Genomic DNA, 25,202 nt, shown 5'->3' with positions numbered 1-25,202 from the left:
GACTTCGTCGGTCGTCAGGACCCCGGCCAGGATTCTCCGGTATGCACACACCGACGAATTCACACGACAACTTCGACTCCCGCCATCGCGTTCGACTCGGTCACGTGAGCGACCTGATGGCAGCCGTGCCGGCCATGCTCGGATTCCACCCGCATCGATCGATGGTGCTCATCGCGGTCCAGGACGGCGGTGCCGGCGTCGGACCCACGATGCGTCACGACCTCGTCCTGGCAGGCGAACACGCCGATCGGCGCGCAGGCGGTCGTACCCGCGCGACCGAGGAGATGCTCGACGCCATCGGCTACCTTGCCGGCTACTGCGCGAGGGAGAACATCCCCGCGGTCATGGCGGTGTTCGTCGACGACAGGCTCGACCGAGCCGTCAGAACAGCTCATCTGCTCGACGTCGAAGCGCTGGTGACCGAACTCGACGCCGCACTCGCATCGTTCGGAGTGCAGCTCGGCGAGGCCCTCGCGGCGTCGGAGATCGCCGATTCCGCCGAGTGGTGGACCTTGCGCGGACCGCAGCGGCACGGCCTGATATCCGATCCTTCGGCGTCTCCGATGACCGTGGCACGCGTGCTCGACGGCTACTCCGTCCGAAAGTCCAGGTGCGAGCTCGCCGAGACCATCGCACCGGGCCCCGACGCGACGGTGCGGGCCGTGGCGGCCGAGATGTCGCGACAACGACGCGAGGGCACCCGGTCTCGTACCGACGACTTGACCTCGGTGCTGTCGTACATCGCACGCGGACCGTACGACACCGAATTGGATCCGACCGACATCGCTCGCATCGCACTCGCGATCGGCCACGTCCAGGTGCGTGACGCAGTGCTGGCGTTGACGCTTGGCGACGACGCCGGATTCGTCGAAGAGTTCTGGGCAAGAATGTCCCGCGTCCTGCCGAAGGGCGCACGCGCCGTCGCCGCAACACTTCTGGCCTTCAGCGCGTACGTGCGCGGAGACGGGCCGATGGCCCGCGTCGCGATCGACGCTGCACTGGAAGCCGACGAGACCTACTCACTGGCGCGACTGCTGGACCGATCGCTCAGCGCAGGAGCAGGTCCCGAACTCGTTCGCGAAGTGGCCGAGAGCGGCTTCGCGTGCGCGCGCGCCTGCGGAGTTCGGTTGCCCGGCGACCCGTTCGGTCGACGGTGACGGCCGGTCGGGCACATCGATGATCGGCCGGCAACGCGGGTCAGCGCGCTGCGTGCGACCGATCGCCGAGCTGCTGCAGGAAGGTCCACGCATCGGCCACGATCCGATCGAGATCGGTCAGCTCCGGCGTCCAATTCAGCTCCTCGACCGCACGCGCACTCGAGGCGATCAGGACCGCAGGATCACCGGCACGACGAGAAGCATGTTCGACGGCGATGGGCAGACCGGTGACGCGCTCGCAGGACGAGATGACCTCGTGCACCGAGAACCCGGTGCCGCTGCCGAGGTTGTAGATGGTGTGCTCACCCGGTTGTGCGGCATCGACGGCGAGAATGTGTGCCTCGGCCAGGTCTGCGACGTGGATGTAGTCGCGAACAGCCGTACCGTCCGGAGTGGGCCAGTCGGTGCCGAACACCGAGATCTTCTCGCGCTGCCCCAGAGCGACCTGAAGCACGAGCGGAATCAGGTGGGTCTCGACGACGCGATTCTCGCCGAAACCGTTGTAGGCACCCGCGACGTTGAAGTACCGGAGGCTGGTGGCTGCGAGGCCGTAGGCCGCGGCGTACGAGGTGATCGCGTGATCGATCGCGAGTTTGGTGGCACCGTAGGGATTGGTGGGGCGGGTGGGTGCGTCCTCGGTGATGGGAGTCTTCTCGGGCTCGCCGTACGTGGCGGCGGTCGAGGAGAACACCAGCTTCGCGGTGCCGGATGCTCGGATGGCATCGAGCAACGCCAGCGAGGTGACGACGTTCCCGCTCCAGTACTTGTCGGGCGAGACCACCGACTCGCCCACCAGAGATTGCGCGGCGAAGTGCAGGACGGCGTCGAAGCCGCCGCCGATCAACACGTCCGCGGCGACGTCCTTGACGTCACCTTCGACGAACGTGGCACCACCGGGCACGGCGTCCCGGTTACCGGTGGACAGGTTGTCCACGACCACGACCTCGTGTCCGCGCTCGACGAGCACGGCCGCGCAGACGCTGCCGACGTAGCCCGCACCACCGGTGACCAGAAGCTTCACTGTTCGTTCTCCCTCACACGCGTCGAACGCCGTCGTCGGTGGGAGGTCAGACCTTCTTCACCTGGACGGCGTGCGCCATCTCCTCGGATATGTCGACACCGCTGTGTCCTGGCACCGTGATCGTGATCGATCCGGGCTTGGCCTCGACTGTAACGCGAGCATCGGGGACCACGCCTGCCTCGCGGAGCTGAGCGATCACCTCGGGGTCGGACTGGACGTGCTCGGCGAGACGACGCACCACGACGGCAGTCGGTTGGCCGACCGGAACGTCGGTGAGGCGGATGAGAGCCTCCGGTGCCAGAGTCGACTGGCCGAGACCGAGTCCGGCCAACCCCGGGATCGGGTTGCCGTACGGCGAGGTCGTCGGGTTGTTCAGTACGGTCACCAAACGACGCTCGACCTCCTCGCTCATCACGTGCTCCCAGCGGCACGCCTCGGCGTGAACGTCTTCCCAGCGCAGACCGATGATGTCCACGAGCAGGCGCTCTGCCAAACGGTGCTTGCGCATGACCGCAACCGCCAGACTTCGGCCCTTCTCGGTCAGCTCCAGGTGCCGATCGCCCGCGACGGACAACAGGCCGTCGCGCTCCATCCGAGCAACGGTCTGGCTGACGGTGGGACCACTTTGTTCGAGCCGCTCGGCGATTCGCGCGCGGAGCGGAATCACGCCCTCTTCTTCCAAATCGTAGATCGTCCGGAGGTACATCTCCGTGGTGTCGACCAGATCCTTCACACTCAACCCCTTCGTCGGGCTCGATCCTACCGTCAGCGTCCCGAAATAGGCGCTGCACCCAGTCGCAGCGGGCGCGGCGCACCACAACGGTGGACGTCTTTTCCCGTGGCTTCTCACAGGGGGACTCCGGGGACAACAACGGAACCCGGCAACACCATCCCGCCCGACAACGTAGTTTTGTCCCTATGTCTGATCAGGCGACACGCGCCGCCGCGTCCATCCCGAACCGCCCCGAGGACATCGTCGTGTGGAGCGCGGACTACCTCGGCTACCGGTGGAGCGACGACCACCCGATGAACCCGACTCGACTCGATCTCACGATGGCGCTCGCCACCGACATCGGCCTGCTCGAGGGTGTCGAATTGGTCGAGCCAGCCGCAGCACCGGATTCGGAGTTGCTCCGGTTTCACACCAGCGCGTACATCGAGGCCGTCAAACAGGCACCGTCTCAGGGCCCGGCCCTGCGCGATCCCGACGACGTCGTCCACGGACTCGGTTCCGACGACAATCCGGTGTTTCCGCAGATGCACGAGGCGAGCGCCATGCTCGCCGGCGGCTCGCTGGCCGCCGCCCGCGAGATCGCGTCGGGTCGCGCTCGACGCGCGGTGAGCATCGGTGGCGGTATGCACCACGCGATGGCCGACTGGGCATCGGGCTTCTGCGTCTACAACGACGCCGCCATCGCCATCTCGTGGTTGCTGGACAACGGGTTCGACCGAATCGCCTACATCGACGTCGACGCTCACCATGGGGACGGCGTTCAAGCGGCTTTCCTCGGTGACCCGAGAGTGCTCACGGTCTCGTTGCATCAACATCCGGCGACGCTGTGGCCGAACACCGGATGGTCCACCGAGGTGGGAACCGAACGCGGTGAGGGAAGCTCGATCAATGTCCCGTTGCTGCCCGGAACCGCGGACAGGTTGTGGTTGCGCGCGTTCCACGCGATCGTGCCGGGCGCGATCGCGGCGTTCCGGCCCCAGATCATCGTCAGCCAATGCGGTGTGGACAGCCACCGCGAGGATCCCCTCGCGGACCTCGCCCTGACCGTCGACGGCCAGAACGCTGCGTTCCTGGCCATGCGCGATCTGGCGGACAAGCATTCCGAAGGTCGGTGGTTGGCCGTCGGCGGTGGTGGGTACGGCTTGGTGCGCGTCGTTCCACGGTCCTGGACGTACCTCATCGCTGCCGCGCTCGGCCGCGACATCGACCCGATGTCTCCGCTGCCGGACACGTGGCGCGAGCGGGTGCGGACCATGGCACCGAGCGTCGACCTACCGCAGACCATGGGTGACGGGGGAGACGTCGACTATCCCGCCTGGGACGGACCCGGTGGGTCTCTCGCAGGCGCGGACGGCACCGACAGGGCGCTCGAACGCGTCGATTCGGCGATCATCGCCACCCGTCGAGCAGTGTTTCCACTGCTCGGACTCGATCCGGAGGACCCGCGTGACTGATCCGACCGACAGCCCCTCGGCCGAGGAGCCTGCCGTTGCGGCGTCGGAGCCGAGCGAGAAGGACCTGGCACGGGAGCGAGCGGAGACGTCGTTTCCGCGGCACTGGGTTGCCGACGTCCTGACCGCCGACGGCGGTGTGGTGCACCTGCGTCCCATCGTCCCGTCGGACTCCGAGCGCATCGTCGCGTTCCACGGCCGGCTGTCCGAGCGGACGAGGTACCTGCGGTATTTCGGTCCCTACCCCACGATGCCCCAGCGTGACGTGCTCAACTTCACCACCGTCGACCACCACGACAGAGTCGCGTTCGTCGCGGTGCTCGGTGACGACATCATCGCGGTCGGCCGGTACGAACGACTTCCCGAGGGAGACGGCAATTCCGCCGAGGTGGCCTTCGTCGTCGCCGACGCGCATCAGGGCCGCGGGCTGGGGCCGATCCTGCTCGAACACCTCGCGGGGGCGGCCGCCGAGAACGGGGTGAACATGTTCGTCGCCGAGGTGCTCGCCGAGAACCGGAACATGGTCACCGTCTTCCGCGAAGCGGGTTATCAGGTCAGCAGGTCCTTCGAGGGGGGAGTGTTGCGACTCGAGTTCGCGATCGACCCGAGCGAAGCGCTGCTCTCGGTGCGCAATTCGCGTGAACGTGCCGCCGAGGCCCGCAGTGTGCGCAACGTGCTCAGCCCTCGATCGGTCGCCGTGATCGGAGCGTCGACGGACAGCTCCAAGGTGGGCAACGCCGTTCTCGCGAATCTGCTGGCGGGCAACTTCACCGGCCCGGTGTATCCCGTCAACGCCGACCACCGTTCGGTCCGCGGAGTCCGCGCCTACGCCACGGTGCACGACATCCCGGATCCGGTCGATCTGGCGATCGCTGCGGTACCCGCCGATGCGATCGACGCGGTACTGGACGACTGCCTCGACAAGGGCGTCAAAGCGTTGCTGGTGGTCTCGGGCGGATTCGGCGAGACCGGACCCGCGGGACAGGAGAGCGAACGCAGGCTGGTGCTCGCCGCGAGGGCGCACGGAATGCGCTTGATCGGGCCCAACGCGCTCGGTGTGGCGAACACCGATCCCGAGTTCGGTCTGAACGCCACCCTGGCTCCGCATCTGCCCACGCCGGGCAACGTCGGGTTCTTCTGTCAGTCCGGAGCCCTCGGCATCGCGATTCTGGACGAGGCCGCCAACCGCAGGCTGGGACTGTCGACGTTCGTCTCGGCTGGAAACCGCGCCGATGTGTCCGGCAACGACCTACTTCAGTACTGGGACTCGGATCCGGCCACCGAGGTGATCCTGCTTTACCTCGAGAGCTTCGGTAATCCCAGGAAGTTCACCAGGATCGCTCGACGGGTCGCACGCACCAAGCCGATCATCGCGGTCAAGAGCGGACGCGGTGCCGTGCCGCCCGCCCACGCGATCGGTGCCGACATCGACGACTCGATCGTGCGCGCACTGTTCGCGCAGGCCGGCGTCATCCAGGTCGACACCATCTCCGAACTGTTCGACTGCGCCGTCCTGTTCGGAAATCAGCCTCTTCCTGTCGGCCCGCGGGTTGCCGTGGTGGGAAATTCGACGGCTCTGGGTGTGCTGGCCGTCGACGCTGCGCGAGCCAAGGGCCTGCATGCGAGCAATCCGACCGACGTAGGTCCGCAGGCGGGTCCCGAAGAGTTCGCTGCGGCGGTGTCCTCGGCCTTGGCCGCGTCGGACATCGATGCCGTCATCGTCGTGTTCGTGCCTCCGGTCGCCGTCGAGGTCGAACCGTTCGCGGCCGCGCTCGGCAATGCCGTTCGTGGATCCGACAAGCCCGTGCTCTCGACTTTCCTGGCCACCGAAGGAATCCCCGACGTCCTGGCGGTACGCGGACCGGGTGGTCATCCCGTTCGCGGTTCGGTGCCGTCGTACTCGAGTCCGGAGCGGGCGGTTGCGGCCCTGGCTGCCGCGTGGCGCTACTCGTCGTGGCGTTCGCGACCGGTGTCGAACCTCGTCCGTCCCAAGAGCATCGACTCCGATCGCGCGAAGCGACTGGTGGAAGGATGGCGGTCGTCGGGCAGTCACGGACGGTGGCTCTCGGACTTCGAGACCGCAGAACTGTTGTCCTGCTACGGACTCGACGTCGTGGCCTTCAGAATCGTGACCGACGAGGACGAGGCGGTCGCCGCGGCGGACGAACTGGGTTACCCGGTGGCGGTGAAGGCGACCGGGGAGCGGTGGCGACACCGGCCCGATCTCGGGGGAGTGCGCTTGGACATGGCCGACGCCTCGGCAGTGCGCGTGGCGTACCGGAACCTCGCTGCGGACTCCGGCGAGCCGTTGCTGCACGTTCAGCGTATGGCGGTCAAGGGCATCGGATGCGTCGTGCGCGTGCAGGACGACCCGTCGTTCGGATCACTCATCTCGTTCGGGCTGGCCGGGGTCATCTCGGACTTGTTGGGTGACCGCGCGTACCGGGTGCTGCCGCTGACCGAAGACGAGGCCGCGCAGCTCATCGACGCGCCCAAAGCGGCTCCGCTGCTGTCCGGATACCGAAATGCGGTGCCCGTCAACAAGAATGCCCTGATCGACCTCGTTCAGCGTATTTCTGCTCTGGCAGAGGACATCGCCGACATTCGCGAAATCTCCTGCGAGCCGGTGTTGGCCTCCGCCGACGGCGCGCAGATCACCGACGCCCGGGTGCGCATCGGGCCCGAGCCCACCAAGGCCGATCTGGGTCCGCGTCGCCTGCGCTGAGCGGACGGGCCACGACAAAGCGGCAGCCGAGTCGACGTTCCGAGGGGGAGAGAACGTCGGCCCGGCTACCGCGTGAGGTGGAGCGAACGGGGACGGTCACCGCTGCTCCACCGGTCGGTGGCTGTGCTCAGCTGGCGTAGGACCGCAGCTTCTCGGCGCGGTCGCCCTGCCGAAGCTTGACCATCACCTCGCGCTCGATCTGGCGGACACGCTCGCGGGAGAGCCCGAAGAGCTTGCCGATCTGATCGAGGGTGCGGGGCTGTCCGTCGTCCAGGCCGTAGCGCAGACGGATGACCTGCTGCTCTCGCTCGTCGAGAGTTCCGAGGACCACACGGACGTCGCTGTGCAACAGGCCGGCGATGACGGCGTTCTCGGCGGACGTCGCCTCGGAATCCTCGATGAAGTCGCCGAGAGGCGCTTCCTCGTCGCTGCCGACCGGCATGTCCAGGCTGACCGGGTCACGGCTGTGGTCGAGCAGGTCCGCGATCTTCTCCACCGCGATGCCCGATTCGCTCGACAGTTCCTCGTCCGTTGCCTCGCGGCCGAGTTGCTGATGCAGCTCACGCTTGATCCTGGCCAACTTGTTGACCTGTTCGACCAGGTGGACTGGCAGCCGGATCGTACGGCTCTGATCTGCCATGCCGCGGGTGATGGCCTGACGAATCCACCACGTCGCGTAGGTCGAGAACTTGAAGCCCTTGGCGTAGTCGAACTTCTCCATCGCGCGGATGAGTCCGAGGTTGCCCTCCTGGATCAGGTCGAGCAGGGGCATACCGCGACCGGTGTACCGCTTGGCGAGAGACACGACCAGGCGAAGGTTCGCTTCGAGCAGGTGGCTACGCGCAGCACTTCCGTCGCGAACGATGATGGCGAGGTTGCGCTTCTTGACCGCGCTCAGTCGCTTCGTGTTCTCGAGAACCTGCTTCGCGTAGAGACCGGCCTCGATCCTCTTGGCCAGATCGACCTCTTCGGCAGCCGTCAGCAATGCGGTGCGGCCGATGCCGTTGAGATACACGCGAACGAGATCGGCTGCTGGGCTCTGAGCGTCCAGATCGGCATCGGTTGGCCGCGGACGAATCGTTGTGCTGGGGCTGGTCATGACTTGCCTCCTGGTCGGTGGTGTCTCACAAGGCTCAACGCTTGGGAGACTCCGATAAGTTCCCACGCCGATCCCGTGGATACCCGCGTGACCAGGGATTACGTCATGTTCGTCCTGAGAAGTTGCTGAGAAGTGAAGCCGCCGGGAACGCGCGCTCTCCCGGGTCGATGTCGGCGACTCATCGAGCCGGCACAACCAACCCGTGCCGGACGAGACCCTGCATCATCGTCACCGCATGCACTGCCAGTTCCTCGGCGTCCTCGCCGTGCGCAGCAGCGAGCAACTCCACCAGTTCACCGACCGGTAGACCGTCGGGTCGCAGCCCGGCGAGCAGAGCCGCACCGAGTTCGTCGATGTCGTGCTGTCACTGCGGGCCGTTCCCGCGATGGACCCGCACCGCCACTTCGGCCCAGCCCTCCTCGCCGGGAAGGTAGACGCGTTCGAGCGCGGTGTTCGGGTCGACGGTGAGCACCGAGTCGAGAATGTCGTGCTCCCGCAGCCAGTCCAGCCGCGCGAAGTACTCGATCGATTCGTTGCCGAGCGGGTCGGAGAAGCCATGGGTGAGTTCCTCCGCGAGAAGATCGGTGGGCTCGTCCGTTCTGCGGAGATATACGAACCCGAAGCCGATTCCTTCCACGTCGGCGGCGGCGAAGTGATCGAGCCAGGACTGTGCCACCGCGGCCGCGTCGGGATCGCGTGGATCGAGTCCGCCGTCGCGCATCCACGTGCCCACGTAGAGCGCGGGATCGGCGACGTCACGCTCGACGACCCAGGCGTCGATGCCGTGCGCAGGCAGCCACGACGCCACCCGCGCGCGCCAGTCCTCGCCGCGGACGTGCACCCAGGACGCCAGGATCGCCGCAGTACCGCCGAGCGTCAGGTGGTCCGGGGCTCGGCCGATCATCAGAGCGCTCGCTCCGTCGAGGTCGAGGCCGGAATCGCGGTACGAGTGCTGCACTTCGGCGCGGCCGACGACGAAGGGCGGGTTGGCGACGATGCGATCGAACCGACGCCCGGCGACGGGCTCGAACCAGGAACCGTGCAGCAACTCGACGTCGAGGTTGTTGAGCGCCATCGTCGCCGCAGCCAGGTCCATCGATCGCGGACTGATGTCGGTCGCGGTCACCTGCTCTGCGTAGCCGCAGGCGTGTACGGCCTGGACGCCGCAGCCGGTACCGACGTCGAGAACACTGGTCGCCGGGGACGTGGGCGTTCCGCGCAACAGAGACAGGGAAGCCTGTCCGACGCCGAGCACGTGATCGGGAGCGGTCTCGGCGGCGCGCATGCTGCCGTCGGGATCCGAGACGATCCACCGAGTCCCGTGGCCGGCGTCGAGAGGCCGAATGTCGAGCAGCGTCCGCACCGTCGATCCCGATCGAGAGAGAATTCCGGCTGCGACGGCGTCGGCGACCGTCAGTGGCGCGATGGCGTCGGCGACGTCGGACTCGGGGCAGTCGTCGACTAGAAGGAACAGGCGTACCAGAACACCCAGCGCACCCCCGTCCTGACTGGCGTTGCGTACCGGCACCGGTTCGCTGCGACCGAGGGCAGCGTGGGCGTCCTCGCCGAGCAGTGTCAGTACGCCGTCGGCGTCGTATCCCGCCCGCTCGAAGGCCTCACGAAGACCGGAGCAGGCGACGGTGAGCGGGGACGTGGGATTCGGTGCAGTCACGACGCAAGTGTCGCACCGGCGACGGCCGGGGCGTCAGTCGTCGCCCGGTTCGATCACGCGGTGGTTGCTCGATTCCAGTTGCGGCCTGTCCACGGTCCGGTAGTCGTATCGGCTCATCTCGTCCTTGGTGCGGGGCGGCCGATCGTTGGCGATCAGCACCGCCATCCACGGCAGTGGGATGGACGCTCCGACTATCGCCATGGAGATCCACGGATTCATCCACATCCCGTACGCGATGGCAGCCAACACCAGCGCCGGGATGCGGAACGACATGATGAACATGTATTTGCGGACGCGAGCTTTGTGCTGCTCCTCGACCGATTGCTGCGCCTCGGTGATCAGGACGGGCCCATCCGGCGAGTCGCTGTACGCGCTTCCGTCGAACCCTGGGGTTCTCGTCATACCTCCACTGTGGCACTACTGCTCACAGAATGCATACGACGAGCTGTGGAACCGGTTACCCCGTGCTGTGGACGCACGGATTAATCTGTGTTCATGAGCACTCAGACGAAGGACCGTCCCGATATCGCACCGGACGAAACCACCGATGACGACCGGCCGAAGTTCTTCCACTACGTGAAGAAGAACAAGATCGCCGAGAGCGCGGTGATGGGTACACACGTCGTCGCGCTGTGCGGTGAGGTGTTTCCCGTCACCAAGTCCGCGAAGCCCGGATCACCGGTGTGCCCGGACTGCAAGAAGGTCTACGAGGGTCTCAAGAAAGGCGACTGAGCACCGTCGCCCGGGTGCCGGTCCTGGGTCGGTTCCGGTCGATCCGAACGGGCTCGGTCGCCGGTCAGTTTGATCGGCCCCGTGGCCAGCCGTCGGGCGACGGCGGTCACCGGTCCCGACGGCTTGTCGTCGGTGGCGGCCTGCGCCGCGATCCACTCCCGCATCTGGTCCATTCGTGTCGCCCGGGCGGGCCAGAACTCCTGGATCGTCGCGTTGAACTCGGCACCGAGAACGACGGCGAAGCCGAGGAAGAACGTGAACAGCAGGAACGCGATGGGCGTCGCCAGCGCGCCGTAGGTGTATCCGGTGCTCGTCACCCAGCCGAGGTACCGGCGCAGTACCGCGCTCGCGATCATGAAGAACACCCCGGCCAGCAGAGCTCCGCCGAGGAGGCGATGCCAGGGCAGCGAGGTGTGCAGGGCCACCTTGTACAGCGTGGTCAAACCGATGATCAGCAGGAGCCCGACGGCCGGATAGTAGAAGAAGTCGATGACCTCGCTGCCCACGGTGATCCACGAGTCGGGCAGGATCTGCTGCACGTACACCGGTCCGAGTGCGACGAGCGGAAGCACGAAGACCGCGATCACCAGGAAACCCACGTAGAGAAGCAGCGCGAAGAACCTCTGCCAGACGGGATGTCGTGCGTCGGCCTGACCGTGCGCTTCGACGATGGAGTCGACGAACGTCGAGATCGCAGAGGACCCGGCCCACAACGAGAGCAGGAAGCCGACGGACACGATCTCCCCGCTTCCTTGGGCGAGAACGTCCTTGACCGTCGGAGCGATGATCTGGTCCACGACGCTACCGCTGAAGAGGGTGTTGCTGAACGTGATGATCTTGGACTCGATGATCTCGACGGTGTTGGGTCCGAACCATCCGCCGACGAGTCCCAGGCTGCCCAGCACGCCGAGCAACAGCGGTGGCAGCGACAACGTCTGCCAGAACGCGGCCGTTGCGGCCTTGCTGAAGATCGAGTCGTCCCATGCCTTGCTCAGAGTGCGCAGAGTCACTTTCCACGCGGCGTGTATCGGCCTTTTCGCCGACAACCGTTCCGGTGGTGGAGTTCCGCCTGCAGACTCGCTCATGGTTCCTCCAGCATTCCTGACGACAGGCGACTTCGCCTAACAGCCGACTCGCCGTGTCGCATCCGACTCACCCCAGCGATGTGGGATCGGTCGGTGCGGAGAGATAGGCTCCTCCGCGGACACTGCAGGGCTACCGAGAGCGCGAGGAATTTACATCGATGCCAGGAACCGGCGGCCAGTGAGCGCTGACATGTTCGATCCCACACCACCGTCCACCGAGCAGACTGCCGCTCCCGCGATCGGGGGCGCACCGCTGCGTGCGTGGCAGCGACGGGCGTTGACGAAGTATCTCGTCGCCTCGCCCAAGGATTTCCTCGCGGTCGCGACGCCCGGCGCAGGCAAGACGACCTTCGCCCTCCGGGTGGCCGCGGAGCTGCTCGCGCATCGCACCGTCGACCAGGTGACGGTCGTTGCGCCCACCGAACACCTCAAGCACCAGTGGGCGGAGTCGGCCGCCAGGGTCGGAATCGCCTTGGACTCGCGCTTCTCGAACTCGACCGGTCAGACGTCGAGCGACTATCACGGCGTGGTCGTGACGTATGCGCAGATCGCCTCGCACCCGTTCAAGCATCGAGTGCGCACCGAATCACGCAAGACCCTCGTGATTCTCGACGAGATCCACCACGGCGGCGACGCGAAGAGCTGGGGTGAGGGAATTCGCGAAGCGTTCGGAGACGCCACCCGACGTCTCGCACTGACCGGTACGCCGTTCCGTAGCGACGACAGTCCCATCCCGTTCGTCAACTACGAACCCGATCAGGACGGGTTGATGCGGTCCAAGGCCGATCACGCGTACGGCTACTCCGATGCTCTCGCGGACGGCGTCGTCCGTCCGGTCGTGTTCCTCGCGTACTCCGGTGAGGCGCGCTGGCGGGACAGCGCAGGCGAGGAATATACCGCTCGGCTGGGGGAGCCGCTCAATGCCGAACAGACCGCGCGGGCATGGCGCACCGCTCTGGATCCGCAGGGCGACTGGATGCCTGCGGTGCTGTTGGCGGCCAACACCCGGCTCGCGCAACTGCGCGCAGGCGGCATGCCCGATGCCGGCGGTCTGGTCATCGCGACCGATCAGACGGTGGCGCGGGCCTACGCGAAACTGATCGAGGTGATCACGGGGGAGACGCCTGCGATCGTGCTCTCGGACGACCCCACGTCCTCTGCTCGCATCGCCGAGTTCGGCAAGAGCGACCAGCGGTGGATGGTTGCCGTCCGCATGGTGTCCGAGGGCGTCGACGTTCCGCGTCTGGCCGTCGGTGTCTACGCGACGAGTGCGTCGACCCCGTTGTACTTCGCGCAGGCCATCGGCCGATTCGTGCGGTCTCGGCGCAAGGGTGAGACGGCGAGCGTCTTCCTGCCGTCGGTACCGGTGCTACTGGATCTCGCGTCGCAGCTCGAGGCGCAACGCGATCACATCCTCGGCAAGCCGCATCGGGAGAAGGACGGCTTCGACGACGAGTTGCTGGCCGACGCCAACAAGCAGAAGGACGAGCTGGGCGAGGAGGAGAAGGCGTACACCTCGCTGGGCGCGGATGCGGAACTGGACCAGGTGATCTACGACGGTTCGTCGTTCGGTACCGCGACGTTCTCGGGCAGCGACGAGGAAGCCGATTATCTCGGTCTGCCCGGTTTGCTCGACGCGACGCAGATGCGCGACCTGCTGCGCCAGCGCCAACAGGAACAGATCGACAAGCCGGCCGCCGGACCGGCGGTTCCGGCACCTGCCGTCGTCAACGACAGGGCCACCAGTGCGGGCCAGTTGGCCGGTCTGCGGCGTGAACTGAACAGTTTGGTTGCGGTGTACCACCACCGCACGGGGAAGCCGCACGGGGTGATTCACGGCGATCTGCGACGAATCTGTGGTGGCCCGCCGACGGCGATGGCGTCGGCGGATCAGTTGGGTGAGCGAATCGCGCAGTTGCGGAAGATGTAGAGATCCCCGGCGGGTCCGGGCACGAAAAAGACGGACGGTCTGGTGACCGTCCGTCTTCGTCGTTGTGTTCGTCGATCGTGGCGAACCTGTTTTTCCCCGACACAAAAGGTGGGTTACACCGTGGAGTCCGATTCGGTCATCACCGTTGCGTTCACTTCACGCAAACGGGCTTCGTGCTCGGTGGCGTGGTGACCGCAGAAGAGAAGTTCTCCACCGGTCGAGAGCACGACACGCGCGCGAGCCCCTGCACCGCACCGGTCGCACCGGTCCGCTGCTGTCAATTGTGGGCTGGTCAATGTTCCGGGCATGACTCCTCCGTACTGGCTTGCGGGTTGTCCCGTTCGCCTGGGGCCGGTCCGCCGCGTCGGTATGGCGCGGTCCGTTCACTCTGTCAGACGTATGGCGGTCATGCGTTGTTCCCGAGCGCGTTTCTTTGTGTTGTCACTAACACGAAACATCGTTCACGAGCAGGAACGCCGTCGACGGTGTTCGCTGACAGCTGATCGGAGTTCGCCCGTGCCGCGGCAGTAGGGTCGCCGGTGTGGCTTCGACTTCTACTTCGCTCTCCGGCGCATCGAAGCTGGGTATCCCCTCGCTGTTCGTGATCGGTGCGCTGTGCATGTACGTCGGTGCGGCGATCGGTGTGTTCCTGTTCGACACCGTCGACCCGGCCGCGGTGGCGTGGCTGCGCGGGTTCGGTGCGGCGCTGGTGTTGGTGCTCTGGCGGCGGCCGTGGCGGCGTCGGGCCGGTGCCGGCGCATGGACCGTGCGTCGGGCGATCACGGCCGCCGCGTTCGGCGGCGCGACGATCGGCATGAACGCGATGTTCTACGAGGCGATCGCCAGGCTGCCGCTCGGCGCGGCCGTGGCCATCGAGTTTCTCGGACCGATCGCGGTCGCCGCTGCCGGGTCCAGAAGGCCTGCCGACGTGTGCGCGCTGCTGCTGGTGGTGGCCGGCGTCGGAGCCATCGCCTCTGCGCAGTTCGAGGGCGGCGAGGTGGGGTTGGTCGGGATCGCGTTCGCGCTGGGCTCGGCGGCGCTGTGGGCTGCCTACATCGTGCTGGGCAAGTCGGTTGCCGACGCAGGCCAGGGACTCGACGACATGGCTGCCGGTTTCGCAATCGCGTCCGTGCTCCTGGCCGTTCCCTTGTTCGGGCCGTTCGCGGTCGCGCACCCGAATGCGTTGGGAGACTGGCGGATCTGGGTTCTCGGTTTGGGCGTCGGGCTGTTGTCGAGTGTGGTTCCCTACGTTCTCGATCAGTACGTCCTGGTGCGAGTGGGCCGGGCCCGCTTCGCGTTGTTGCTGGCTCTGCTTCCGGCAACGGCGACGGTGGTCGGTGCCGTGGTGCTGACTCAGATTCCGACGACGTACGAGGCTCTCGGAATCCTGGCCGTCATCGTGGCAGTCGTGGTCGGTGGGCTGCCGACCCGAAGAGATCGGGGCGTTGCCGACATTCCGCCGCCCTGACCCGCGCACGACACGGCAGAATGGACATGTGACCAGCAAGCAGGACGACCTCGTTCACATCTGTACGGCAGGGGAGTGGCTCGCGATGCGTGGTCGGGCCGACTACACCCCGGACTCGTACGAATCCGTGGGCTTCGTGCATCTGTCCACACCCGAGCAAGTGCACTTGCCGGCGAACCGGCTCTTCCCGGGCCGCACGGATCTGGTTCTGCTGCGTGTCGATCCGACTCGTCTGACTGCACCCGTTCGGTGGGAACCGGGGGTACCGTCCGATCCGGAGTCCATGCGCTTTCCGCACCTGTACGGACCGCTTCCGATCGCGGCCGTCACGGCAGTGCTCGACTATCGGCCGGGGCCGGACGGAACGTTCGGGGTGCCGCAGGTGTGACGCCCGCGCACAGAACAACGACCGCCGATCACGTGATCGGCGGTCGTTGTTGGAGGTGGAGCGAACGAATCAGTCCAGGTAGTCGCGCAGTACCTGAGAACGCGACGGGTGCCGCAGCTTGGACATCGTCTTGGACTCGATCTGACGGATCCGCTCGCGCGTGACACCGTAGACCTGACCGATCTCGTCGAGCGTGCGGGGCTGACCGTCGGTGAGGCCGAATCGCAGTCGAACCACGCCCGCCTCGCGCTCGGACAGCGTCTCGAGAACCGACTGCAGCTGATCCTGGAGCAGCGTGAACGACACGGCGTCCACGGCGACGACCGCCTCGGAATCCTCGATGAAGTCGCCGAGCTGGCTGTCGCCCTCGTCACCGATGGTCTGGTCGAGCGAGATCGGCTCACGCGCGTACTGCTGGATCTCCAGCACCTTTTCCGGCGTGATGTCCATTTCCTTCGCCAGCTCTTCAGGGGTGGGTTCGCGGCCCAGATCCTGGAGCAGCTCGCGCTGGATACGGCCCAGCTTGTTGATGACCTCGACCATGTGCACCGGAATTCGGATGGTGCGGGCCTGGTCGGCCATGGCCCGGGTGATCGCCTGTCGGATCCACCACGTGGCGTACGTCGAGAACTTGTAGCCCTTCGTGTAGTCGAACTTCTCGACCGCGCGGATCAGACCGAGGTTGCCTTCCTGAATGAGGTCCAGGAAAGCCATGCCACGACCGGTGTAGCGCTTGGCGAGGGAGACGACGAGACGAAGGTTTGCCTCGAGGAGGTGATTCTTGGCGCGATTACCGTCACGGCAGATCCACGTCATGTCGCGGCGCTGCGCAACGGGGAGCTTCTCGCCCTTCTCCGCGGACTCGCGCATCTTCTCGACCGCGAACAGGCCGGCCTCGATGCGCTTGGCCAGTTCGACTTCCTCCTCTGCGTTGAGGAGCGCGACCTTGCCGATCTGCTTGAGGTAGGCGCGGACGGAGTCGGCGGACGCGGTGAGCTCGGCGTCCTTACGGGCCTGGCGCAGTGCCTCGGACTCTTCTTCGTCCCAGACGAAATCACCGGATGCCTTGTCCTCGGCGGTCGGCTCGGCGGTGACGTCCTCCTCGGTGTCGTCACCTGCAGCGACCACCTCGACGACATCGTTGGCGGCGGCGGCGAGGTCGCCCTCGGAGATGTCGATGTCCTCGATGCCGGGAGTGCTCTCGTCGGCGTCGTCCCCGGATGCCGGTGCGGCTGCTGTCTTCTTTGCTGCGGCCTTCTTCGCCGGTGCCTTCTTGGCTGCGGCGCGCTTGGCGGGAGCCTTCTTTGCCGGTGCCTTCGCAGCGGGTGCCTTGACAGCAGGTGCAGGTGTCGCAGACTCGGTTTCGGAATCTACGGTCTGACGGATATCGGTGGCTGCCACGTACGCCCTTTCGTGACGAAGTCGTGCGGCGTCACGCCAGAGTTGTTTCCGGCGGAGAGGTCTTCGGATTCGGCCGGCTGCGTACCGGCACACACCATTGTAACGACCTCTCAGGAGTTTGTTACCGACCCTTGCCCTATGCAGGTGGCAACCCGCGTGTCAGTGTGCCGATCCCGCGGACGTACCGGTCTCGGCGGACGGTACGGCGGAGTCCGCTGCGAGAGCGGCACCGACGATCCCGGCAGTGTTCAGCAGGGTTGCCGGAACCACGGGCGTGCGATTGGTCAGGTGCGGAATCCACTTCTCGCTCTTGCGGCTGATGCCGCCGCCTGCGATGAACAGATCCGGCCACAACAGCGCCTCGAACGTCTCGAGAACCTTCGAGACCTCCTTGGCCCACTCCTTGTAGGACAGTCCCTGGTTCTCCTTCACCGACGACGCCGCACGATGCTCGGCTTCCTTGCCGTCGATCTCCATGTGGCCGAATTCGGTGTTGGGAAGCAGAACCCCGTTGTGCAGGACGGCCGAACCGATCCCCGTGCCGAACGTCAACAGCACGACGACTCCGTCCTTGCCCTTGCCGCCGCCGTACTTGTCCTCGGCCACTCCGGCCGCATCCGCATCGTTGAGCACGGTGACGTTGTCGGTGCCGATGGCCTTCGCGAACAACGCGCGGGCGTCGGTGTCGATCCAGGACTTGTCGATGTTGGCGGCCGAGCGAGCGACACCGCCGGTCACCACGGCGGGCAACGTCACGCCCACCGGGCCGGTCCATTCGAAGTGCGCGACGATCTCGGCGACGGTGCGCGCGACGGCATCGGGGGTCGACGGTTGCGGCGTCTCGATCTTGTGGCGGTCGCCGACGAGCTCTCCGGTGCTCAGGTCCACGATTCCGCCCTTGATGCCGCTGCCGCCCACGTCCACGCCGAATCCGTGGCGCGCTGCCGCAGCGGTGGTGTTGTCCGAACCTGCCTGTGTCATGAGGATGCCGCTCCTGGCGTGATCGAATCCGTGTGATGCCGTCGCCTCCGAACAATAGTGCGTTTCGGCGCTCGCGGGACGCTGACGTCATCGGCGGTCGCTGCGGTGGTGCTCGGAGGTCGGTGTGTGTTGCGATGTACGCGTGCCGACACCAGACCGATCGCAGACCGACACCGCCAGTACACGATTGCCGGAAGAGCAGGTGGCAGCCGAGGGATCGAACACGCGCGAGGTCGATGCGCTGCGCGAGGTCGCCGTACGGGTCGCGACGCGAGCCGCCGAGCATGTCGGACGGCGCCGCCCGGAGGTCTTCGGCGGCGATTCGAGCGAGGGTGACGGCGCGGTGCACTCCAAGAGCACGCCGACCGATCCGGTGACCGTCGTGGACACCGAGACCGAGCGCGTCCTGCGCGAGATGCTGGCGCGGCTGCGGCCGGAGGATGCGATTCTCGGAGAGGAGGAAGGCAGCGACGACGACTCGCTCGACGGTGTGCGCTGGGTGCTGGACCCGATCGACGGAACCGTCAACTTCATGTACGGAATTCCGGCGTACGCGGTCTCGGTCGCGGTCCAGATCGACGGTGTCAGTGTTGCCGGGGCCGTGATCGATGTTGCCCGCGGGCTCGTCTACTCGGCCGCTCTCGGGCGTGGGGCGACGGTGGAGAGGGCCGACGGTACGCAGGAGCAGCTGCGCTGTTCCGGTGTGACCGACGTGTCGATGACGTTGTTGGCCACCGGATTCGGCTACGGATCAGGGCGTCGAGCGGTGCAGGGCGCGATCATCGCCGAACTGCTGCCTCAGGTGCGAGACATACGCCGGATCGGTTCGGCTGCGCTCGATCTCTGCATGGTCGCGTCCGGAGTGGTGGACGCTCACTTCGAACACGGACTCAGTCCGTGGGATTGGGCGGCGGGTGCGCTGATCGCCGCCGAGGCAGGCGCGATCGTCAGGGTGCCCGCCGCCAACAGCAGCAGTGCGCAGGGTGCGGTGACGGTGGCAACGGCCCCGGGGATCGCGGACGCCTTCGTGGCCGTCCTGCGCAGCGCGGGCGCCCTCGATCCGATTCCCGGCTGACAGGCCGTCGGCGCGTCAGCAGCGGGATTCGCGTGCTGCCGCGAGCAGATCGGCATCGAGTGGGGCAGGCGGAGTACCGGGTGCGGCCCCGGCCAGAGTGCGCAGCACTTCCTCGGCGTCGTCGTTGGGCTGGATCTCGCTGAAGTAAGTACCGAGTGCCAGATCGACCGAGTCGTCGGTGCGGGCATCTTCGATGAGTTCGGCGCATGGGGCGACCAGCGACACCGCGCTCGCTGCCGCCAGGCCGGCCGGGCCGAACCGAATCTGCCCCTGGCACTGCATGTTCTGGTCGACGTAGACCGGATCGTTGCCGACCTGGACGTCCGGTGCGCTCGCGAACCCGTAATCGCTGAGCTGGGCGGCCACGTGAGCGGCCTGTCCGCGCTCACCGTTCGCGTTGAAGACACGGACCTTCGATGCGGACAGGGCGGCGGGCTCGACGTCGAGCAGGGTCGACGGGTCCACTTCCTCGCCGAGCGGTACCGGCTGGGTACCGTCCGTCGCGGCGGCTGTGGTCGGGGCATTGCACTCGGCGGTCGCCGAGGTGGCCTCGGCGGTGGTGAACACCTTGACCCACACCAGCACTCCGAGGAGAGCGAGCACCGTGAAGACCGCGATGATCGGAAACGCACGGCGTCGACGGAACGGACGACCTTTGCCGTCGACCGAATGGCCTTCGGTGATCAGAGAAACCACAGTGATCTTCGCCTTTCCGTCGGCAGTCGCCGAGACCGGTTCGCAGAGTCGGTTCACACCGACGCGGTGCCTACTGTAGATGGCCGGGGTGCGCGAGGGCGGCACACTCGGCCGTACCCTCCTTCGATCCAGTGCGCGGTGGCCGATTCGGAGGCCGAAACCGGCACCGAGAAGTGTTCTGTGAAGGGTGGAATGAAGCTGCCCATCCCGGTGTTGATGCGGCGTGCACCCAGGTGATGGACTCGTCGGCGGTTCGGTTTCTGCTTTGCTACCGGCTTCGGCTATTGTCTGGCGGCCGCGGTGCTTCAAGAATCGGACGCCGGTGCACCAATCGATCAGGTGAGCGAGGTCTCGATCGGGTTTCAACCCGCGAGTTCTGGGAACTACCCGGTGTAGTTTCGGGCACCGCGCGACGACGAACGATTCGAACAGATACGAACATCGGTGGGAGCGAGCAAGCGCCCTCTTCACAGCCGACGGCCACAAGCCGACCACATCGGCAGCTTTCACCACACACACGCACGAAGATGAGGGGTACGAGGACAATGGCAACCGACTACGACGCACCGAGAAGAACAGAATCCGACGATGTGTCGGAGGACTCGCTCGAAGAATTGAAGGCCCGACGCAACGAGGCCCAGTCCGCCGTGGTGGACGTGGACGAATCCGACACCGCGGAGTCCTTCGAGCTCCCCGGTGCAGATCTGTCCGGTGAGGAGCTTTCGGTCCGGGTGGTTCCCAAGCAGGCCGACGAGTTCACCTGCTCGAGCTGCTTCCTGGTCCATCACCGCAGCCGTCTGGCCAGTGACGCCAACGGTGTTCTGATGTGCCGCGACTGCGCGGCGTGACCTTCTCCGCACAGACCTGATCGGTTCGGTCAGGTCTGTGTCGACGGCTCCGACCGTCGAGCGACCGGTAGGTCAGCGCGCCTCGACACCGTGCGCGGTCAGGACGGCCAACAGCTCCTCGGGGCGTTTGGTGCTGATCAGCCAGTAGGGCGTCGGATCGTCGGGGTCGTCGAGGACCACGATCACCATCTGTTTCACCCAGGTGCGGTGCTGCACGAAGGCCAGCGGATCGAGCTGCCTTCCCAGCGCCGCACTTTTTGCTGTCCCGGGAACGACGGCGGCCTTGGACGCCATATCGAGGGGCAGATGAGCGGACCCGACGCGTAACTCGGCACCGGTCGCACCGGCGACCACCTCGACGCGCAGCCTGCTGAAAGCGAACAACGCCCACGCGATGAGCGGGAGCAACACGACGTAGGGCAGCCAGGCACGGATGCCGGGCGCACCCATGTGGATCTCCGCAGCCAGCAACACAGCGACGGCCGCGCCCGCTCCCCACCACCAGATCGGTACCCACAGTCGCTCGGAGTACAGCACCGAGTTCTCGGGTGCGGTGGAGCCCGTGTCGGGGGTGGAGTCGCCGGACTCCGACGCGTGTTCGGCCTGTCGATCTGCAGTCACGAGTCCCAGGGTAGTCGCCACGCCGAGACCGAAGCCGGCCAGCGTAGTCTCGTTCGACGTGAGCGACGAAGTCACCGAGACCGGCACCGAACCGTCCGTCGACCGACCCCGCACCCCGCGCCGGCCCTCCGATCCGTTGTCCGAGGTCCGGGTGCGCCGACTCGATCCGGAGCTTCCGGTGCCGACACGGGCGCACGAGGGTGATGCGGGAGTCGATCTGCGAACGACGGCCGCAGTGACCATCGCTCCGGGCGAACGCGTCCTGGTGGGGACCGGAATCGCGATCGCTCTCCCGGTCGGAACCGTCGGACTGGTGCATCCGCGATCGGGGTTGGCGGCGAAATCGGGTCTGTCGGTGGTCAACACCCCGGGCACCATCGATGCCGGATATCGCGGCGAGATCAAGGTCTGTCTGATCAATCACGACCTGCACACTCCGATCGAGCTCGAGCGAGGCGACCGTATTGCTCAACTGCTCGTGCAGCGAGTCGAGCTGGTGACTTTCGTCGAGGTCGACGAGTTGGACGACACCGTTCGAGGGGCCGGTGGTCACGGTTCGACCGGTGGCCATGCGAGTCTGGAGCAGTGAGTTCCGCCACGACGTTCGCCGCGGGCAGGCACAGTGGAAGCAACCGAGAAGAAGAGAGTTGAACATGTTCGGACGGCGTAAGAAGAACGACGCCGGCAGTGCCTCCGCGCCCGGTGCGGAGCCATTCGTCGACAGCGTCGAAGACGAGGACGACGATATCGAGGCCGCGAACACGGCCGCCGACGGTCCCCACGACCTCGGGGACCTCGACGACGATCGCGAGACGGTCGCGGCGACGCGTCTCGACCTCGGTTCGGTACTGATTCCGTTGCCGGAGGGCGGGCAACTCCAGGTCGAGATGTCGCAGGCAGGCAGCCCGCAGGCAGTGCACATCGTCACGCAGTTCGGGCGCATCACCATCGCGGCCTACGCGGCACCGAAATCGCCCGGTCAGTGGCGTGAGGTGGCAGCGGATCTGGCGACGTCTCTGCGCAACGACAAGGCCGAGACGACGGTCGAGACGGGTCCGTGGGGACGCGAACTGCTCGGTGTCACGGCCAACGCAGACCTGCGCTTCATCGGAGTCGACGGATATCGCTGGATGGTTCGCTGCGTGCTGGCGGGTCCCTCGGGCGCGGTGGCCGAGGGCCAACCGCTCGTCCGGCTGGCACACACGATCCTGCGGCAGACAGTGGTGGATCGGGGTACCGAACCGCACCCCGTTCGGACACCGCTACCGGTGGTGTTGCCGCAGGTGTTGGCCGAGCAGCTCGCGGCAGCCGCACAGCAGCAGGCGGCAGCTCAGCAGAGCGCGGCGCAACCGGCCGCGGAGCCTCGGGCTGCGGTACCGACGTCGGAATCTGCAGCGCCGCAACAGGAAACGGCTCCGCAGCCGACCGCTGCCGAGCGTGACCGAGCGCCGCGTCGGGGAGCGTCGGGATCGGCGATTCAGCAGCTGGGCGGCTGACCCGACCGCTCGCCGAGACCGTCGACGGCCGCTCGGCCGAGGCATCCCGGGTCGCTTCCAATGCCGTCCAGGGTCACCGTGCGCAGTTCGCAGTTCGGCAGTGCCCGAGCCCACTGTCGAGCGACCTCGATCGGATGGACTGCATCGTCCACCGCACCCACGACGACAGCGGGTACCTCTACCCGAGCGAGCTCGTCGAGTTCGAGGCTGCGGTGGCGAGCCGCCTCGTCCAGCGCGCCGGGAAGGGCGGGCCACTGGGCAGCCCAGGATCTGCGCAGAGTGTGCGCGAGCCACGGCGGGCTCGACGCTGCCATCGCCGCGGTGACGACGTCGAGTCCCTGCTCGCGCAGGGATCGCGCGGTGAACTCCGCACTCAGGGCCGCGGGGGAGCCGGCCGGGTCTCCGGTCCACGCAGGCAGCGCGAGTGCGAGAGCCGCGGTGTTCGATGCGTTGTCGGCAGCCCAGCGAACCGCGACGGCCGCCCCGAGGGATATCCCTGCGACCACGACGGGTCCGAGGCGATGTGCTGCGTCGTCGAGGGCGGACAGGTAGCTTTCCACCACCGCGGTCGGGTCGGGTTCGACGGCCACGGTGGTCAATCCCACACTGTCGAATGCCGCCGAGAACGCGTCGGCGGCGAACCGCGCATCGGACCCCGTCCCCGGTAGAACGACCGCGGTGCTGGTGTGGAATCGGCTGTGCACGACACGATTGTGCACGCCTGCCGACACCGCTGTGACGACGGTTGGTCAGCGTGACACTTCGGGTCTACAGTGGCGAAGTACCACCCCGACGAGGGGACGACCCACACCGCTGGAGCACAGAATGGCACCCGCTGCCGCAGGATACTTTCGCCGTCTGACGCGGAAGTTGACAGAGGACATCGATCAACTCGATGCCGAGGAGATGGCCGAAACCTCCGAAGCCTCCGGGGCTCGGCGGGCGTGCGATTGCTCGCGAGGTGAAGAAGTCACGATGCTGGGTCGACTGCGCAGCGTCGAAGCCTGTTCGAAGGCGGCCAACGCCAACATCGAGGCCGAGTTCTTCGACGGCACCGACACGGTGACGCTGCTGTGGATCGGACGACGCAAGATCGCTGGAATCGAGCCCGGCAAGACTCTGCTCGTTCGCGGACGCGTCGGCGAGCGCGACGGACGCAAGATCGTCTACAACCCCTATTACGAACTGCGCGACGACAGCTGATCGTCGCCGGTATGGCACTCTCGTTGTCGTGACCAACAGCGACGATTTCGTGCCGCCCCCGTCGACGACGCCGGAACCTGCGCCCGACGCGTCGACGACCGCCGAGAAGGTGGCTCCCACCGTCCTCGAGCAGCTCGGCGGGTTGAGCGGGCTCGTCTACTCGACCTTGCCCGTCGTCGTCTTCGTTCCGGTGAACAGCTATGCCGGTCTCGCCGCTGCTCTGTGGTCCGCTCTGGGAGTCGCCGCTGCGGTGTTGGTGTGGCGGCTGGTTCGTCGTAGCCCGATTCAGCCCGCCATTTCGGGATTCTTCGGGGTCGGAATCTGCGCATTCATCGCATACCGGACGGGAGATGCCAAGGGCTACTTCCTGTTCGGCATCTACACCTCGCTCGCCTACGGCGCGGCGTTCGTGCTGTCGGTGCTCGCGCGCTGGCCGTTGGTCGGCATCATCTGGGGATACCTCAACGGCAACGGAACGTCGTGGCGTGGCAACCGGTCGGCCGTGCGGTACTACGACGTGGCCACGATCGCCTGGGCGTCGGTGTTCGGTGCCCGATACATCGTTCAGTCCCAGCTCTACGACTCCGACCAGACGGGTTGGCTCGCCGTTGCCCGCATCGGCATGGGCTGGCCGCTCACGGGAGTGGCGCTGTTGGTCACTCTCTGGGCCGTGCGTGCGGCCGATCGTGCGCTCGACGCAGCGTCGAGCGAAGTCCGCAAGCAGGACCGGCCGTCAGATCAGGCCGACAGCGGCGCGTAGTTCGTTCTCGACCTCTTTGGCCGCGACGAACAGCAGTTCGTCGCCGCCCTCCAGCGGATCGTCGTGCTGGGGAACGATCACCCGACCGCCGCGCAGAATCGTCACCAACGCTGCGTCCCTCGGCAACTGGAGCTTGCGGACCGGCTTGCCCGCCAGGTGAGTGTTCTCCGGCAGCGTGATCTCGACGAGGTTGGCCTGACCCTTACGGAACGTCATCAGGTGAACGAGGTCGCCCACCGATACGGCCTCCTCGACCAGGGACGCGAGCATGCGCGGGGTGGACACGGCGACATCGACACCCCAGGCAGCGTCGAACAGCCATTCGTTGCGCGGATCGTTGACCCGGGCCACCACGCGGTTGACGCCGAACTCGGTCTTGGCCAGCAGGCTGAGCACCAGGTTGGCCTTGTCGTCTCCGGTGGCAGCGATCACCACGTCGTAATTCTCGAGGTTCGCGGCTTCGAGCAGACTCAACTCGCACGCGTCGGCCAACACCCATTCCGCTTCCGGGATGGCGGCCTGATCGACGTGGTCGAGTTTGCGTTCGAGGAGCATCACATCGTGTTCGCTGCGAATCAACTCGCGTGCGATGGATCTGCCGACTGCGCCGGCTCCGGCGATAGCGACTTTCATGGCTTCCCGTTCGGGTCGATGGGGGAG

At 66.5% G+C, this 25,202-nt stretch carries 25 protein-coding genes and 1 pseudogene; 13 read left to right on the top strand and 13 right to left on the bottom strand.

The window, feature by feature from the left end:
• The first annotated feature begins 104 nt into the window (after window positions 1-104).
• A complete protein-coding gene (locus CH296_RS23435) occupies window positions 105-1,157 on the top strand; it encodes a DUF4192 domain-containing protein (protein ID WP_179277801.1) in 1,053 nt (350 codons plus the stop codon).
• A gap of 40 nt (window positions 1,158-1,197) precedes the next feature.
• On the opposite strand, the gene galE is transcribed toward CH296_RS23435, so the two are convergent.
• Window positions 1,198-2,178, bottom strand: coding sequence for a UDP-glucose 4-epimerase GalE (gene galE / locus CH296_RS23430; protein ID WP_094685819.1), 981 nt, complete (start codon window positions 2,176-2,178; stop codon window positions 1,198-1,200).
• Between the two features lie 46 nt (window positions 2,179-2,224).
• Complete coding sequence (locus CH296_RS23425; RefSeq protein WP_094685818.1) at window positions 2,225-2,911, bottom strand: metal-dependent transcriptional regulator; 687 nt, start codon at window positions 2,909-2,911, stop codon at window positions 2,225-2,227.
• A 185-nt stretch (window positions 2,912-3,096) separates the two neighbouring features.
• Between CH296_RS23425 and CH296_RS23420 the strand changes: the two genes are divergently transcribed.
• Together CH296_RS23420 and CH296_RS23415 are read left to right on the top strand one after the other, a co-directional pair.
• The gene (locus CH296_RS23420; RefSeq protein WP_094685817.1) at window positions 3,097-4,365 is read left to right on the top strand and encodes an acetoin utilization protein AcuC; all 1,269 of its coding nucleotides are present in this window, start codon (window positions 3,097-3,099) and stop codon (window positions 4,363-4,365) included.
• A 64-nt stretch (window positions 4,366-4,429) separates the two neighbouring features.
• Window positions 4,430-7,087 carry a bifunctional GNAT family N-acetyltransferase/acetate--CoA ligase family protein gene (locus CH296_RS23415; RefSeq protein WP_094685949.1) on the top strand — a complete coding sequence of 886 codons (2,658 nt, stop codon included), beginning with the start codon at window positions 4,430-4,432 and terminating at the stop codon, window positions 7,085-7,087.
• Window positions 7,088-7,214: 127 nt separating this feature from the next.
• Here CH296_RS23415 and CH296_RS23410 read toward each other — a convergent pair whose 3' ends face one another.
• The 3 genes and pseudogenes from CH296_RS23410 to CH296_RS23400 form a co-directional block, all read right to left on the bottom strand.
• Complete coding sequence (locus tag CH296_RS23410; protein WP_032377730.1) at window positions 7,215-8,186, bottom strand: sigma-70 family RNA polymerase sigma factor; 972 nt, start codon at window positions 8,184-8,186, stop codon at window positions 7,215-7,217.
• 178 nt (window positions 8,187-8,364) lie between these two features.
• Window positions 8,365-9,858, bottom strand: a pseudogene (locus CH296_RS23405) (methyltransferase).
• 33 nt (window positions 9,859-9,891) lie between these two features.
• Complete coding sequence (locus CH296_RS23400) at window positions 9,892-10,260, bottom strand: DUF3099 domain-containing protein (RefSeq protein WP_032397916.1); 369 nt, start codon at window positions 10,258-10,260, stop codon at window positions 9,892-9,894.
• 93 nt (window positions 10,261-10,353) lie between these two features.
• Between CH296_RS23400 and CH296_RS23395 the strand changes: the two genes are divergently transcribed.
• Window positions 10,354-10,590, top strand: a complete 237-nt coding sequence (locus tag CH296_RS23395) for a DUF3039 domain-containing protein (RefSeq protein ID WP_032398413.1) — start codon at window positions 10,354-10,356, stop codon at window positions 10,588-10,590.
• On the opposite strand, the gene CH296_RS23390 is transcribed toward CH296_RS23395, so the two are convergent.
• Window positions 10,563-11,675, bottom strand: coding sequence for a YihY/virulence factor BrkB family protein (locus CH296_RS23390; protein WP_256980552.1), 1,113 nt, complete (start codon window positions 11,673-11,675; stop codon window positions 10,563-10,565). The two genes, CH296_RS23395 and CH296_RS23390, sit on opposite strands and share 28 nt — an antisense overlap.
• A gap of 190 nt (window positions 11,676-11,865) precedes the next feature.
• Between CH296_RS23390 and CH296_RS23385 the strand changes: the two genes are divergently transcribed.
• Window positions 11,866-13,605: a DEAD/DEAH box helicase gene (locus CH296_RS23385; RefSeq protein ID WP_032397917.1), complete on the top strand. Its 1,740-nt coding sequence runs from the start codon at window positions 11,866-11,868 to the stop codon at window positions 13,603-13,605.
• Between the two features lie 113 nt (window positions 13,606-13,718).
• On the opposite strand, the gene CH296_RS23380 is transcribed toward CH296_RS23385, so the two are convergent.
• Window positions 13,719-13,913, bottom strand: coding sequence for a hypothetical protein (locus CH296_RS23380; RefSeq protein ID WP_027496884.1), 195 nt, complete (start codon window positions 13,911-13,913; stop codon window positions 13,719-13,721).
• A 233-nt stretch (window positions 13,914-14,146) separates the two neighbouring features.
• On the opposite strand from CH296_RS23380, the gene CH296_RS23375 reads away from it, so the two are divergent.
• Both CH296_RS23375 and CH296_RS23370 read left to right on the top strand, forming a co-directional pair.
• Window positions 14,147-15,073, top strand: coding sequence for a DMT family transporter (locus tag CH296_RS23375; protein WP_094630072.1), 927 nt, complete (start codon window positions 14,147-14,149; stop codon window positions 15,071-15,073).
• Between the two features lie 28 nt (window positions 15,074-15,101).
• Entirely contained in the window at window positions 15,102-15,461 is a 360-nt protein-coding gene (locus tag CH296_RS23370) for a DUF952 domain-containing protein (protein ID WP_032397919.1), read from the top strand.
• 69 nt (window positions 15,462-15,530) lie between these two features.
• On the opposite strand, the gene CH296_RS23365 is transcribed toward CH296_RS23370, so the two are convergent.
• Together CH296_RS23365 and ppgK are read right to left on the bottom strand one after the other, a co-directional pair.
• Window positions 15,531-16,862: an RNA polymerase sigma factor gene (locus tag CH296_RS23365; RefSeq protein ID WP_032397920.1), complete on the bottom strand. Its 1,332-nt coding sequence runs from the start codon at window positions 16,860-16,862 to the stop codon at window positions 15,531-15,533.
• Window positions 16,863-17,021: 159 nt separating this feature from the next.
• Window positions 17,022-17,843, bottom strand: coding sequence for a polyphosphate--glucose phosphotransferase (gene ppgK, locus CH296_RS23360; protein WP_052050332.1), 822 nt, complete (start codon window positions 17,841-17,843; stop codon window positions 17,022-17,024).
• A 187-nt stretch (window positions 17,844-18,030) separates the two neighbouring features.
• Between ppgK and CH296_RS23355 the strand changes: the two genes are divergently transcribed.
• Entirely contained in the window at window positions 18,031-18,918 is an 888-nt protein-coding gene (locus CH296_RS23355; RefSeq protein ID WP_373453534.1) for an inositol monophosphatase family protein, read from the top strand.
• A 15-nt stretch (window positions 18,919-18,933) separates the two neighbouring features.
• Here CH296_RS23355 and cei read toward each other — a convergent pair whose 3' ends face one another.
• On the bottom strand, window positions 18,934-19,614 hold the full coding sequence (gene cei / locus CH296_RS23350; protein ID WP_094648030.1) for an envelope integrity protein Cei: 681 nt from the start codon (window positions 19,612-19,614) through the stop codon (window positions 18,934-18,936).
• A 545-nt stretch (window positions 19,615-20,159) separates the two neighbouring features.
• Here cei and CH296_RS23345 point away from each other — a divergent pair.
• Window positions 20,160-20,462, top strand: coding sequence for a DUF4193 domain-containing protein (locus tag CH296_RS23345; protein ID WP_027496891.1), 303 nt, complete (start codon window positions 20,160-20,162; stop codon window positions 20,460-20,462).
• Between the two features lie 72 nt (window positions 20,463-20,534).
• Here the strand turns inward: CH296_RS23345 and CH296_RS23340 are convergent, their stop codons facing one another.
• On the bottom strand, window positions 20,535-20,999 hold the full coding sequence (locus CH296_RS23340; RefSeq protein ID WP_094685948.1) for a DUF3093 domain-containing protein: 465 nt from the start codon (window positions 20,997-20,999) through the stop codon (window positions 20,535-20,537).
• Between the two features lie 220 nt (window positions 21,000-21,219).
• Here CH296_RS23340 and dut point away from each other — a divergent pair, with 220 nt between their 5' ends.
• Window positions 21,220-21,672, top strand: a complete 453-nt coding sequence (gene dut / locus CH296_RS23335; RefSeq protein WP_032398419.1) for a dUTP diphosphatase — start codon at window positions 21,220-21,222, stop codon at window positions 21,670-21,672.
• A 64-nt stretch (window positions 21,673-21,736) separates the two neighbouring features.
• Window positions 21,737-22,579: a DUF3710 domain-containing protein gene (locus tag CH296_RS23330; RefSeq protein ID WP_045195399.1), complete on the top strand. Its 843-nt coding sequence runs from the start codon at window positions 21,737-21,739 to the stop codon at window positions 22,577-22,579.
• Here the strand turns inward: CH296_RS23330 and CH296_RS23325 are convergent.
• Complete coding sequence (locus CH296_RS23325; protein WP_254924113.1) at window positions 22,561-23,283, bottom strand: alpha/beta fold hydrolase; 723 nt, start codon at window positions 23,281-23,283, stop codon at window positions 22,561-22,563. The genes CH296_RS23330 and CH296_RS23325 overlap by 19 nt on opposite strands.
• 121 nt (window positions 23,284-23,404) lie before the next feature.
• On the opposite strand from CH296_RS23325, the gene CH296_RS23320 reads away from it, so the two are divergent.
• Entirely contained in the window at window positions 23,405-23,782 is a 378-nt protein-coding gene (locus CH296_RS23320; protein WP_032397922.1) for an OB-fold nucleic acid binding domain-containing protein, read from the top strand.
• Window positions 23,783-23,891: 109 nt separating this feature from the next.
• Entirely contained in the window at window positions 23,892-24,542 is a 651-nt protein-coding gene (locus CH296_RS23315; protein ID WP_256980574.1) for a DUF3159 domain-containing protein, read from the top strand.
• Here CH296_RS23315 and CH296_RS23310 read toward each other — a convergent pair.
• A complete protein-coding gene (locus tag CH296_RS23310; RefSeq protein ID WP_094685816.1) occupies window positions 24,516-25,175 on the bottom strand; it encodes a TrkA family potassium uptake protein in 660 nt (219 codons plus the stop codon). The two genes, CH296_RS23315 and CH296_RS23310, sit on opposite strands and share 27 nt — an antisense overlap.
• Between the last annotated feature and the right edge of the window lie 27 nt (window positions 25,176-25,202).

Source organism: Rhodococcus sp. 14-2496-1d, assembly GCF_002259365.1.
In the GTDB taxonomy this organism is placed as follows: Bacteria; Actinomycetota; Actinomycetes; order Mycobacteriales; family Mycobacteriaceae; genus Rhodococcoides.
This window is presented reverse-complemented; position numbering and strand designations above follow the sequence as displayed.